At 36.5% G+C, this 13306-nt stretch carries 12 protein-coding genes; 5 read left to right on the top strand and 7 right to left on the bottom strand.

Annotated elements, in window-relative coordinates; translation table 11 throughout:
- Window positions 1–230: 230 nt before the first annotated feature.
- The gene (locus A5880_RS09045) at window positions 231–1751 is read left to right on the top strand and encodes an AcpB/EbpR/MafR family transcriptional regulator (RefSeq protein WP_086330643.1); all 1521 of its coding nucleotides are present in this window, start codon (window positions 231–233) and stop codon (window positions 1749–1751) included.
- A 42-nt stretch (window positions 1752–1793) separates the two neighbouring features.
- On the opposite strand, the gene A5880_RS09040 is transcribed toward A5880_RS09045, so the two are convergent.
- Both A5880_RS09040 and A5880_RS09035 read right to left on the bottom strand, forming a co-directional pair.
- Complete coding sequence (locus A5880_RS09040) at window positions 1794–2192, bottom strand: DUF1801 domain-containing protein (RefSeq protein ID WP_086330642.1); 399 nt, start codon at window positions 2190–2192, stop codon at window positions 1794–1796.
- 98 nt (window positions 2193–2290) lie between these two features.
- Window positions 2291–3016, bottom strand: coding sequence for a YebC/PmpR family DNA-binding transcriptional regulator (locus A5880_RS09035; protein WP_086330641.1), 726 nt, complete (start codon window positions 3014–3016; stop codon window positions 2291–2293).
- Window positions 3017–3200: 184 nt separating this feature from the next.
- Between A5880_RS09035 and A5880_RS09030 the strand changes: the two genes are divergently transcribed.
- From A5880_RS09030 to A5880_RS09020, 3 genes are all read left to right on the top strand, one after another.
- Window positions 3201–3971: a MurR/RpiR family transcriptional regulator gene (locus A5880_RS09030; protein ID WP_086330640.1), complete on the top strand. Its 771-nt coding sequence runs from the start codon at window positions 3201–3203 to the stop codon at window positions 3969–3971.
- 120 nt (window positions 3972–4091) lie between these two features.
- Window positions 4092–5645, top strand: coding sequence for a maltose/glucose-specific PTS transporter subunit IIBC (malX, locus tag A5880_RS09025; RefSeq protein WP_086330639.1), 1554 nt, complete (start codon window positions 4092–4094; stop codon window positions 5643–5645).
- Window positions 5646–5656: 11 nt separating this feature from the next.
- Window positions 5657–6850 carry a MalY/PatB family protein gene (locus A5880_RS09020; protein ID WP_086330638.1) on the top strand — a complete coding sequence of 398 codons (1194 nt, stop codon included), beginning with the start codon at window positions 5657–5659 and terminating at the stop codon, window positions 6848–6850.
- Window positions 6851–6903: 53 nt separating this feature from the next.
- Here the strand turns inward: A5880_RS09020 and A5880_RS09015 are convergent, their stop codons facing one another.
- The 3 genes from A5880_RS09015 to A5880_RS09005 all read right to left on the bottom strand — a co-directional run bounded on the left by A5880_RS09015 (window position 6904) and on the right by A5880_RS09005 (window position 8290).
- The gene (locus A5880_RS09015) at window positions 6904–7122 is read right to left on the bottom strand and encodes a hypothetical protein (protein ID WP_256924814.1); all 219 of its coding nucleotides are present in this window, start codon (window positions 7120–7122) and stop codon (window positions 6904–6906) included.
- Between the two features lie 54 nt (window positions 7123–7176).
- On the bottom strand, window positions 7177–7548 hold the full coding sequence (locus A5880_RS09010) for a YxeA family protein (protein WP_256924820.1): 372 nt from the start codon (window positions 7546–7548) through the stop codon (window positions 7177–7179).
- Between the two features lie 238 nt (window positions 7549–7786).
- Entirely contained in the window at window positions 7787–8290 is a 504-nt protein-coding gene (locus tag A5880_RS09005) for a VanZ family protein (protein ID WP_086330636.1), read from the bottom strand.
- Window positions 8291–8406: 116 nt separating this feature from the next.
- On the opposite strand from A5880_RS09005, the gene A5880_RS09000 reads away from it, so the two are divergent.
- Window positions 8407–10200, top strand: coding sequence for a M3 family oligoendopeptidase (locus A5880_RS09000; protein ID WP_086330635.1), 1794 nt, complete (start codon window positions 8407–8409; stop codon window positions 10198–10200).
- A 94-nt stretch (window positions 10201–10294) separates the two neighbouring features.
- Here A5880_RS09000 and A5880_RS08995 read toward each other — a convergent pair whose 3' ends face one another.
- Both A5880_RS08995 and A5880_RS08990 read right to left on the bottom strand, forming a co-directional pair.
- On the bottom strand, window positions 10295–11572 hold the full coding sequence (locus A5880_RS08995; RefSeq protein WP_086330634.1) for a coiled-coil domain-containing protein: 1278 nt from the start codon (window positions 11570–11572) through the stop codon (window positions 10295–10297).
- A 312-nt stretch (window positions 11573–11884) separates the two neighbouring features.
- Window positions 11885–13201, bottom strand: coding sequence for a coiled-coil domain-containing protein (locus A5880_RS08990; protein ID WP_086330633.1), 1317 nt, complete (start codon window positions 13199–13201; stop codon window positions 11885–11887).
- Window positions 13202–13306: the final 105 nt, after the last annotated feature.

Here is a 13306-nt window from a genome sequence, read left to right as displayed (position 1 = left end):
TCAAATCTTATTTGTGTTAGAAATAAGAAAAGTTTTTTCCTTTTTTCGTTAAACTAAATTTATCATTTTTTTTTATTTTAAAATATTCAGTATTTACCCAGTAAAAATCCTTTTTATGAATATAGAGCATTTATCTTGACCCTGAGATAAATGCTTTTTTGGTTCATAATTGTTGAGAAAAAAGGAGGGTTATCTTATCATGTCAACATAATGAAAGAGAGGGACCCCTTATGCTTAACTTTGATATTTTCGATGCAGAGACAGGGAATAAATTAAAACTATTATATTTGCTTTATAAAAAAGAAGATTGGTATTCTATTGATGAGTTAGTGTTTGATAGTCATCTAGAACGAAAGTCTGTCCTTAAATATACAAAAAAATTGGCAACTGATCTGGTAGAAATCGACTCTCTACAGACTCCTGTACAAGTGGAATTCTCAAAAGGTAAAGGGGTTCGTTTTGTTGGAGGTAAATTGGGGTACCTTAAAGCGATTCCATTTATTTCTGAACAATCTATCTCGTTATCATTAATGAAGGAATTATTTTTTCAGACTAGTCTCTCTTTAGATTATTTCATGCAAAAATATTTTGTCAGCGAGAGCAGTGCCCGTAGAAAGGTTACGCATTTCAACAACCTGATTAAGAAATATGGACTCAAGATTAAATCAGTGAATCGGGAGTTAAGCGTCGAAGGAAGCGAAATACAATTTCGTTACCTTTGCTATATCTTATTCTGGAATGTCTACCGTGGGATGTCCTGGCCATTCCCTACAATAGATCAGAAAAAAATCGTAACTTTTATTGAGACTGAAATGAGAAGTTATTCTGCTTTTAAAGATGTTTCTGTTGCAAATTGGAGTTATATGATCGCTATCAACCTTTATCGATACAGTCAAAAAAAGCAATTGAACCCAAAAGATCTTCCCAGTTTTGCCCATCAACTGAATCAAGAAGCACTTACGAATGCGGGAGTACATGATTCTATTTTGATAGCTATACAGAAAAGTTTTCATTTATCTGTTCCAGAAGCAGATTTTCTTTGTTTGTTATTCCAGACAAGGTCTAGCTTTCTTTTGATTCCTGTAGTCTCTGAGCGACTTCTCACTGTTCATAAATCAATGAATACACCTGTTCATCAAATGTATCAACTGTACCTAGATGTTATGAAACCAGATTTATCTTCTGTTGATGAAGAAACAAAGATTGCTTATCACAGTGTACTTTTCGTAGGATTTCTTACAGACTTACTATTTCCAAATTTCGCAACTACTTTATCAGGCTATGACTATACTAAATATTTAAAACAAAAATATCCTTTTTTTAGAGCAGTCATGGTTGACAAATTTCGTGAAATACAAAAGCGTGCAACAAATGTAACTTTTACAAATGAAGAGATGCTTGTTACCCGTTTTTGCGAAGCACATGCGCTCATTCAAAGTCCAACTATATTTTCTCCTCCAGTATTTATACAAATGGAAACAGACTTGCCCATAATCATGGAGAGGATGATTGCTCAGCAAATGGAGTCTTTTTTACGACCTTTTTACAATATTTCCTTTATTCCATCAAGTACTCATCCAGAAGACGTTAACATTGATTTGATTATTGCTTCAACGACATCTCCACTATTAAGAAGGCGAGCAAGGGATATACCTGTTGTTTATATAAATCCAGGTTTCAGTCCAACAGATATTTTTAATATCATTGCTGTCATAGAAAATGAAGTAGAAACTAGAAAAAATAGAACCTGATTCGCTTTTATCTAGCGTTTCAGGTTCTACCATTCATACTTATTATTTTTTATGATACGTCAATGCTCGCTCAATACAAAAAGCCAATTCCTTCATAGGCAATGCTTCTGCAGGATCAAGAACGATTGCTCGGTTCTTAGAAAAATCAAACACATCACTAAACAATGCTCTAAATTCTTCCACTAACGTGGTTTGGCAATGAAAGAAGACAGCAATTTTATCCGTCCCAAAGCGATCAATACGAATCGGACTTCCCAGTTTAGTTTTTTTTGTTGCATAAGAAGGTTGATGCCATTTTAAACTTTCTTCTAAATCACCGACAGCCACTAAACCTTCTGCGGTTTCAAAAATAAGGTCACGTAGTTCCAATAACGGTCGACGATAGTGTTCTGGGTAATTTTTAAAAACATTTGCTACATTTAAATCCGTCATTTCTTTCATCTAATCCCTCTTTTTACTACACTTTTACTTTATTGACTACACATTACCACATAAATAGTGACAACTTCCCGTCATCATTTAAACGGAAAAACAAATCCTTACAGATCCGCTGAGGTAAAAACTTCAGACACGTCATCGTCTTCTTCTAGCTTATCAATCAAAATTTGCAGTTGTTCTTGTTGATCTTTCTCTAATGAAACTAATGTTTGCGGAATCATTGTCAACTCAGCTTGCGCTAAAATATACCCCGCACTCTCCAGTGTATCTCGCACAGTAGTAAAATCTTCAGGCACAGTGTAAATTTCAAATACTTCATCAGATGTTTCCAAATCTTCTGCTCCCGCTTCTAATACAATTTCAAACATCGCATCCTCATCAATAGACAAACCATCGCGTTCAATAGCAATATATCCTTTTCGGTCAAACATATAACTAACCGAACCTGTTTCACCTAAAGACCCACCATTTCTAGTAAATGCGACTCTCACATTCGTTGCTGTACGATTCCGATTATCAGTCAAAGCATACACCAAAATAGCCACTCCAGCTGGTCCATACCCTTCATAGGTAATCTCATCATAATGTTCATTTTCTCCTGCGCTACTAGCCTTTTTGATTGCACGGTCGATATTGTCATTAGGCATATTAGCGGCTTTGGCTTTATCCATTACAAGCCTTAGCGCCGCATTCGTTGCCGGATCAGCTCCTCCAGCCTTGGCTGCCATATAAATTTCTCTAGATAATTTTTGAAAGATTTTCCCGCGTTTCGCATCTTGAGCATTTTTTCGCCCTTGAATATTTTTCCACTTACTATGTCCTGCCATTGCTATTCCTCCTATTCTAAAAACTGGCAAAAAAAGCTAGAGAACCTTACTCATAAACCAGCTTTTAACTCTCCAGTTATCTCTATTTTACTATGCATAATAATAGTTGCAACCTTTACTCTTGTTTTAGGCGTTTGCTATACTTAGTAAAAAGAAATTATTTCTAGTGAAAAGAGGAAAAACCATGAGCGTATTTTTAAAGAAACTGTACAAGCACAATGACAAGCTCAGTCGTCTAGAACAACAAGTTCTGGCATATATCATTGAAAATCCAGCAGAAATTGCTCAAAGTCGCATTGGAGAAGCGGCAAAAAAAATGTATGTATCAACTGCTACGATTAGCCGAACAAGTAAGGCACTTGGCTATTCTGGTTTTCAAGAACTAAAATACGCCTTGATTCGTTATTTGGAGGAAGAACAACGTCCGGTTTATCGACCCTCAGCCAATTTTACCCAACTAGCTAAACGTGTCCAACATGAAATCAGTGAAACATTGCAATTAGTGAATCAAGAACAGCTCGACAAAGGTGCCCACTTACTTGCAAATAGCCAGAGAGTAGAATTTTTTGGTGTAGGCAGCTCTTATTCTTGTTGTTTTGAAGCGGCACGTAAGTTGACCTTTGCAGGCAGAATCGCTAACGCTCGTGAAGATTGGGACGAATTACGGATTGTAGCCGAACATTTAACAAAAACTGATGTTGCGATTCTTGTTAGCTATAGCGGTGAAACGATTCTTCCGTTAGAATATATTGCTATTTTAAAAGAAAATAACGTTCCAATTATCGCAATTATTGGTTCAAAAAATAGTCCTCTGGAAGAATTAGCGACACTAGTTTTTCATGTAAAAGTAACTAATGGCTATTATGGGGAGATCGATATGAGCTCAAGAATCCCGATGCACCTTGTTCTTGAACTATTGATTTTACACTACATCGAAACTTATGTAGAGAAATGAAACAGCATACATTTTTTGTAAACTCTTCCGTTTTTTTGAAAGCGCTTGTTTTAAAAATCTCCTCCACTTAAACTAAAGTTATTAAAAGAGTAGCTTTTTACCTAAAGGAGGAACAATAACGTGAAAAAGAATTTTAATTTTTGGGAGTTTTTTCAAGGCATCGGAAAGACCTTCATGTTGCCTGTTGCATTACTTGCTTTTATGGGGTTGATTTTGGGTCTAGGAAGTTCTTTTTCTAGTCCATCAACACTGGAAATAGTCCCTTTTTTAGATCAGCCATGGCTGCAAGTGATGTTCAGGTTTATGTCTACAATTGGCGGTTTTGCATTTAGCTATTTACCAGTATTATTTGCTATGGCCATTCCATTGGGCTTAGCTCGAAGTGAAAAAGGAGTGGCAGCTTTTTCTGGCTTTGTTGGGTATGTTGTCATGAACTTATCAATTCATTTTTATTTAACAGAAACAGGACAACTGGCTGATTCAGAACAGCTACGCGAAGCAGGTCAAGGAATGGTTTTAGGCATGCAGTCCATTGAGATGGGGGTTCTCGGTGGGATCATTGTGGGAATCATCGTTTATTTATTGCATAGTAGATTTTATACAATTCAGTTGCCAGATGCCTTTGCCTTTTTTGGTGGTGCACGCTTTATACCAATCATTACCTCTCTTGTGATGGCGATCGTGGGTATTTTGGTCCCAATTGTCTGGCCAATATTTGCGCTAGGAATTAACAGCGTGGGATTTGCGCTCCAAAAAGCTGGGATTTTTGGTCCATTTTTATTTGGTGCGGGCGAACGCTTACTCTTGCCATTTGGCTTGCATCATATTTTAGTATCGATGATTCGTTTTACTGAAGCTGGAGGGACGCAAGTCGTAGATGGTCAAAGTGTAGCTGGAGCATTAAATATTTTTTACGCTCAATTACAAAGTGGTTCACCTATCAGTCCTGCTGCGACAGCCTTTTTATCGCAAGGAAAAATGCCGACATTTATGTTTGGACTTCCTGCAGCAGCTTTGGCTATGTATCAAACCGCTCTACCGCAAAATCGGCACAAAATCAAAGGTCTATTGATCTCTGGGGTCATTGCTACTTTTGTTACGGGAATTACTGAACCAATCGAATTTTTATTTTTGTTTATTGCACCAGTTTTATATGGCTTCCACGTACTCATGACAGGATTAGGCTTTATGATTATGGCGCTCCTTCAGGTAGTTATTGGCAATACTGATGGCGGCATTCTTGATTTCTTAATTTTCGGTGTCTTACAAGGATCGTATACAAAATGGCCTTTCGTTTTGATTGTTGGAATTCTATGGTTTGCAATTTATTATGTGGTCTTTAAATTTGCGATTCAAAAATTCAATTTGAAAACACCTGGTCGAGAGGTAGAAATAGAAGAAGTCACTGAAAAAGAACGTACTTATAAGAAAAAAGGCACTTATAATGGACCTCTGATTCTTGATGCATTAGGTGGAGCAACAAATATTGTGTCATTGGATAATTGTGTGACTCGCTTACGCTTAGTTATAAATGATATAACCATAGTAGACGAACAAGCATTGAAAAATCAAGGAGCTATCGGCGTGATTAAATTAGATGCAAACAATCTTCAAGTCATTATTGGCACACAAGTCGCTACCGTAAAAAATGAATTGGAAAATTTGATGGAATAGGAAGTAAATAGATGAAAGAAAAAGTAGATTTTGATAAAGTAGTAGATCGAAAAGGTAGCTTTTGTACACAGTGGGATTATGTGGCTGATCGTTTCGGCCAAGCTGATTTGCTACCGTTCACAGTTTCAGATACTGATTTTGCAGTCCCAAAAGAGATTACAGCCACACTTCAGCAAAGAATCAGTCATCCAGTTTTTGGTTATACACGTTGGAATCACAACGTTTTTAAAGACAGTATTCATTATTGGTACCATACACGTTTTGATTATCAGCTCAATCGTGACTGGATCATTTATAGCCCTTCTGTCATTTATTCCATTTCAAAATTGATTGAACTAAAGTCTGCTACTGGAGAACATATTGTTATTCAAACACCTGCATATGATGCGTTCTTTAAAATGATTGACGCTCAAAACAGAACCTTAATCGAAACAAATCTTCTGTATCAAAACAATCAATACTTTATAGATTTCAACGACTTAGAGCTAAAATTGAAACATCCTAAGTGTAGTATTTTCTTACTTTGTAGTCCCCATAATCCGACAGGCCGTGTTTGGACAAAAGAAGAACTGACTCATATTCTTTATCTTTGTAAAAAATATAAAGTCTTCGTCATTTCTGATGAGATTCATATGGATATTTTACGAAATGGACAACAGCATTTTCCCATTTTCAAATATGCAGCTAATCTCGATAATCTTGCGTTATGCACATCAGCAAGTAAAACCTTTAACACCCCTGGTTTAGTTGGTTCTTATCTGATGATTCCAGATTCTAACTTACGAGAACAATTTTTGATCTTGCTAAAAAATCGCGACGGACTTTCGTCTACAAGTATTTTTGGTATGCTTAGTACGGTCACAGCTTACAATGAATGCGAAGATTGGCTAAATCAGCTAAATGATTATCTTGATCAAAACGCTCAATTGGCAACACATTTCATTCAAAAATATTTACCTGAGTTGACGATTGTTTCTGCCCAAGCAACTTATCTACTATGGATCGATTGCTCTAAACTTCCGTTTTCAATGAATACTCTTCAAGAAGCACTCGTTCAAAAAGGCAAAATAGCCATTATGACTGGTACAACTTATGGTAAATCTGGGGCAAACTTTTTACGTTTAAACATTGGTTGTTCGAAACAGAAGTTGCTCGAAGGTTTGCAACGATTACGAAAAAGCATATTATTTTTAAAAAGTATGTAGTTAAACAAGGTAAGCCGATACATTTCTATCATGGGCTTATCTTGTTTATTTGGTTAATCAGTAATAGCTAAACGAAGCTCAATCCCGCGTAAGATAACTGTTTCACCATCTTTAAATGGAATCGTACATTCTTCTTGATCACCACTTAATAATTGAATATTGATACATTCTGCATCCGGAAAGATACGATAGGCTAGCATACCCAAATTAGCAATTGTCGCAGTATCTCTTAACTTATTTTTATGAATAGTTATGTTTTCGATAGTAATCACTCCCTACCATTAGTATATAACGATTTCTTTTAAATTAGACAAGTTTCTTTCATTTTATTTCAATAATCGACTGACTGTCTGTGGTAAATCTTTTCTACTGATTTCTTCCCACATTATAACGTTTTGTCCCTTAGCAGTTATCTTAAGGAATTTATCTGGTGTTATTTTTTTTCCAAATGAAATATATTCTAACTTCCGTTTCTTTCCATTATTAGTATAACATGTTTGAACATACGTAAAATTCTCTATCTTGCTCGTTGCATCTGGGTATTTGTATTCATAGTTTTCAGTTGTTTTTGTATAAAGAGTTGCAGTTTTGACTAATGGATTCAGTCGATCGATTATAGCGGCAGCCGTTGACGGATTATTATATGTATACATTCTAAGCCCAATAATAGTAATCATGACGAAAACAATTCCCCACATTACTGATTTGCAGAAATATTTCACCGAAAACCACTCGCTCCTCTCTTACATGATTTTATTCTTCTTTATCATAGATTTTTTTTAGACGACTTTCATCCAGCTTGAGACTGATATTTGAAGTAAATAAACACATACTAAGATTAGAGGGTCACTACACTTATCGACGGATGAGCTTACCCTCTAATCTTAGTATGTTTCTTTTAAAAAAATTCAATTGAATTTCTGGATTGTTTTTAGCTTATTTTTTCTTCATTTTTTTAATACTAATCACGAGCAAACAAATAATAACTGCAGTCAATGCACCAATAGAATCTAACATCACATCCTGAAATAGCGGTGTTCGTCCCCCAGTAAGCATCTGATGGTATTCATCCAAACCAGCATAACCAGTTGCTGTTAGCCATGCAACGACACCGATCAATAATGGTTGTTTGACTTTCAAATTCAATCCTAAAAACCAACTACCACCTAATAAAAAGTAAGTGCCAAAATGAGCCCCTTTTCGGATAAAAAACTCAACAAATTTTGCATAACCATTTGCCTTTATACTTATCTCACTTCCTGCATAGTGAAAAGAAATCCCCTTCAATTGTTCTTTGAAAGGCTGATTACCTAATACTTTTTCTAACAAGCTCACTTGAGATTGTTGTTCATAGGTTTGAGAAGAGCTGTAAAACAACACAGCCATAATCAAAAACGCGATAATTATATAGAAATTACTATTTTTTAATTGTTTTTTCAATTTGCCACCTCACTTCTTTTACTATATTATCCTTTTCTATCGAAATAAACAATCTCTCAATCTTTTTTTCTTATGATATACTAGAAGAAATACATGTAAGAAAGAAGGAATCACATATGACCTATTCACTTATTTGGGATTTAGACACGATTTTTCCAGGTGGAAGCGATTCAAAAGAATTAGCACAGCGCATGGACAAATTAAAAGAACAAAGTAAACACTACCATCAATTAATCGATCAATGGGTACCAGAAAATGATTCTGACTATCTTCAAATGCAAGAAATTCTACAGCTACAAGGAAGCATTTCAGAAGGATTTTCACAATGTGCTAGCTTTATCAATGCACTGTTATCTGCTGATACCAAGGACAAGAAAGCGAAAATTTTATCGGGAAACCTTTATGCCTTATTACCAGCTATCCAACTAGCAGAAACGATTTTCACCAAAAAATTAACGGAAATCTCCGATGAAAGCTGGACAGAATTAACTTCCCTAACAAACTTTCAGCCTATTGCTTTTCGTTTGAATGAAATCCGTCGCGATGGAAAGCAACTGCTTTCTGAACAAGAAGAAAATATCATCAACACTCTAGCTTTAGACGGATTGAACGCTTGGAGCAGCCACTACGATACAATCGTAGCGAGTATCTTGATTCCCTTTGAAGGACAAGACCTTTCAGCAGGTCAAGCATTTAACCGTATGATGAGCGATCCAAACTCCGACGTTCGACAAGCGCTATTTACTGAATGGGAAAAAGCTTGGAGCCAAAAAGCACCTCTTTTGGCAGATACCCTTAATCATTTAGATGGCTTTAGACTGAGCCAATACAAACTACATGGTGTGTCTGATTTCTTAGAAAAACCGCTTAACTACAACCGTATGCAAAAAGAAACCTTGGATGCGATGTGGACAACCATTGAAAAAAATAAACAACCATTTATTGATTTCTTAACACGCAAAGCACAATTGCTTGGAAAAGAAAAAATGGATTGGCAAGATCAAGATGCACCTATTATTTTAGGAGACTTGGAAGAAAAATCATTTAGTTTTGATGAAGCAGCTTCCTTTATTTTAGAAAACTTTGAAAAATTCAGTCCTAAAATGGCGGCCTTTTCTAAACATGCGTTTGAACAACGTTGGATTGAAGCAGAAGATCGCCCTGACAAACGTCCAGGAGGGTATTGTACCGAATTACCTGAAACGCAAGAATCAAGAATCTTCATGACGTTTGGTAACTCCATTAATGAAGTTGCCACATTAGCTCACGAACTAGGTCATGCATTCCATAGTAGTGTTATGTGGGACTTACCTGTACTCGATCGAGAATATGCGATGAATGTTGCGGAGACAGCGAGTACCTTTGCAGAATTAATCGTGGCAGATGCAACGTTAAAAGAGGCAACTACGATTGAAGAAAAGATTAATTTATTAGATACAAAAATGCAAAATGCCATTGCGATGTTTATGAATATTCATGCCCGCTTTATTTTTGAAACTAATTATTATGAAGCGCGTCAAAAAGGATTACTCAGCGAAGACCAAATTACTGAATTGATGTTAGAAGCTCAAAAAGAAAGTTATCAAAATAGCTTAGGTACTTATCATCCTCATTTTTGGGCAAGTAAACTACATTTCTTCATTGATGATGTACCTTTTTATAACTTCCCATATACTTTTGGTTATTTATTCAGTATGGGAATTTATGCGTATGCGAATAAGCAAGGTAGCGCATTTGAAGAGCAATATATCTCTTTATTACGTGATACTGCATCAATGACTTCTGAAGACTTAGCCAAGAAACATTTGAATGTTGACCTAACACAACCAGATTTCTGGCAAGCAGGGATCGATCAAGTGATTAAAGATGTACAAGAATTCATGGAATTAACAGAGGAATATATTAAGTAATTAAAGGAAGTTTCAGCAATTTTTGTTGAGACTTCCTTTTTTAAATAAAAAAGAACTAGACAAATGTCTAGTTCTAAAATTTTAATTAATTAAATTACATACGTACAGCAAATGATGGTGTAAATGCACCTACATTGCTATATTCAACGCCTGTACTTGGGTTCCCAGCGTGGATGTAACCACCACCACCAGTAGCGATTGCTACGTGGTAAGAAGCGCCTGGGCTACCCCAGAAGTATAAATCTCCAGCTTGTGCTTCCGCTACAGAGATACGTACGCCAGCACTTTCTTGTGAAACTGTGTACCCACCGACATTACGACCAGTTGATTGCATGAAGGCATAGTATACTAAACCTGAACAGTCAAAGCTGTTTGGTCCTTTTGAACCCCATACATATGGTTTACCTACTTGTGCTGCTGCAATAGAAATTGCAGAACCACCTGTTGGTTCTGGGATGGGATCTGGATCTGGTTGCTTTTGTTGATCGTCTCCTGGAACTACTGGTGTAGGAGTTGGTGTCGGTGTTACATTTCCACCACCACCATTGTTGTTACTTGGTGTTGTTGCTCCACTCTCAGTATTTGTTGTATTTGCTGGTTTTTCTGATGCAGTTGCTTTAGCAGCAGCTTCTTCTGCTTTTGCTTTTCTTGCATTTTCAGCAACAACTTTTTCTTGTTCAGCAATACGTGCACGTTCTGCGATTGCTGCTTCTTTTTCTTTTACTAATCCAGCTTTTTGATCTTCAGCTGTTGCTCTTTCAGCAGCTAGAGTTGTCTGTAACACGTTTAATTCAGCTTCGGCTTTCACAAGCTCACCTTTTTGTGCTTCAAGGGTTACTTGGTTTTCTTCGATAGCTTTCATTTTTTCTTCGTTTTCAGCTTTTTTCGATTCTACTGATTTTTTATCTTCTTGTTGTTGTTTCACTAAATCGTTGTTCGCATTAACAATTGTATTCATCGCTGTCACACGAGTAATCGCATCAGAAAATGATTTTGCATTTAATAATGCATCCATGTACGTAGTGCTTCCATTTACTTGAACGTCACGCGCTTGGTTTTTGATTGCAACTTCACGTTTTTCGATACGTTTTGTTAATTGTGAAATCTCATTTGTTAGTTTTGTAGAAGTTTCTCTTAAGATGCCTTGTTCTGCTAATAATGCTTCAGCTTTTTCATTAATTCCAGCTACTTCGCTTTGTACAGCTGCTACTTGGCTTTGAGCATCTGCTTCTTTGGCTTTTAATCCACTAATTGCTTGATCTTTTTGTTGAATTTTTGAATCCACTTCATCTGCTGATGCAATTGCTGGTAACGCTACAGATGTAAGGGTTAACGAGCAAATCATTAGTAACGGTAATACACTTTTCTTCACTATTCATTCCTCCGACTTTTTGCTTATAATAAATTCATTCATGTTTGAGTAATTTTCATTCTTTTATTAACAACGATGTAATTGTATCATAGTCACATGTCATACAGATAAAATTAATGTTACAGGAGTATTTCATTTAAATCGTTAAAAATGACAGTTTAGAACAATGCTTCGTTCATTTATTTGCTGAGCGATTATTTGTCATGATTTTAACCAATAGCCCATCAAAATAGTTGCTATTATAGCAAAACAAACAGCTTATAGTAAAATCTAGTGATTTTCACTGTAAGCTGTTTTTAATGATTCATTTATTTATCCTGGAAAACGCCATACAACTGCTCTAAAGTTTGCCGCATATGGACTTGGTGTCCAACCTGTTGTTGTGGATACATATCCAGAACCTGCTGGATTATTTGATTCAACGATTTGTACTTGGCTGCCGTTAACTCCGACAACTAAAACGGTATGAACACCGTCTAGCCAAGCATCAGGATTTAGCGCATTTTCATATTGCACTACATCACCAACTTGAACATCAGACCAAGATACTTGAACCGCACCTGATTGTGTGTATCCGCTATGAGGTCCTCCTGGTGTAAATCTGACCCCAGCTGCATTCAACCAATTTTGTACAGCTACGATACACTCGCCGCTTTGTCCCCAACCAGTTGGATTGGTTTGACCAACGGCATTCAAGGCGATTTGTGCTGCTCGTTTTTTCGCTTCTGAAACGCCACCAGTGCCGATACTGCTTCCGCCACCTGGTTTTTGTGCAGGTTTTTCTGGTGTGACAGACCCTTCTGTAGTCGTACCATCTGCTCCAACTACATTTGTTTTTACAAGACCTGGGTTAGCCGCTTGTGCTTCTACCAGCTTTCTTGCCGCTTCAGCTTCGGCTTTACGTTGGGCTTCTTGTTCTTTCGCTTGTTTGGCTTGTTCTTCTTCTAATTTTTTCTGCGCTGCTGCTTTTTGTGCAACATAATCAGATTTTTTATGTTCTTCTGTCGAACGCTGTGCTTCTAAGTCGTTTTTAGCAATTTCTTGCTCAAATTTCAATGTATTCAACGAAGCTTGTTTCGCGTTCAATTCTTTTGTAGCTGTTTCCAAAATAGAGAGCTGTGATTCAACGTTTTCAGTCTTTTTTTCAACATTTTTTTTATCCGTTGTCTGTTGTTTCAACAAATCATTGTTGGCATTAACCAAGGCTGTAATTCCTTGCACTCGACTGATTGCATCTGAGATAGACTCTGAATTGATGATAACATCTAAATAGCTTGTTCCAGATCCGCTCACTTGCACATCGCGGGCTTGATTACGCATTTGAACTTCTCTTTTTTGAATGCGTACATTCAAATCAGAAATTTCACTGTACAGTTTTGTAATTTCTTTTGTAAGTGTCTCTTTTTTATCAGTAAGTTCATCAATTTTAGCTGCAGTACTTAGCATATCTGATTCAATAGCTGCCAATTTAGTCGCGGCTTCTGATTCTTGCGTTTTCAATCCATTGATGATTTGATCTTGCTGTTCAATTTTTGTGTCATAATCGTCTGCAATCGCAGCGCTCGGTAAAGCAACTGATGTCAGTGTAATTGAACAAACCATCAGTGCTGATAGTATACTTTTTTTCACTTTTATTCCTCCGACATTTATGTAAGTCTGATTGATTTTTGAGTATTGTTTCGGTCTCTTTTTATCTGATTAACGGAGTAATTGTACCATAGCAGTATGACATAC

This window comes from Enterococcus sp. 4G2_DIV0659 (assembly GCF_002140715.2).
Taxonomy (GTDB): domain Bacteria; phylum Bacillota; class Bacilli; order Lactobacillales; family Enterococcaceae; genus Enterococcus_L; species Enterococcus_L mansonii.
Note: the sequence above shows the minus strand (reverse complement) of the source record. Positions and strands in the feature narration are given on the sequence as shown.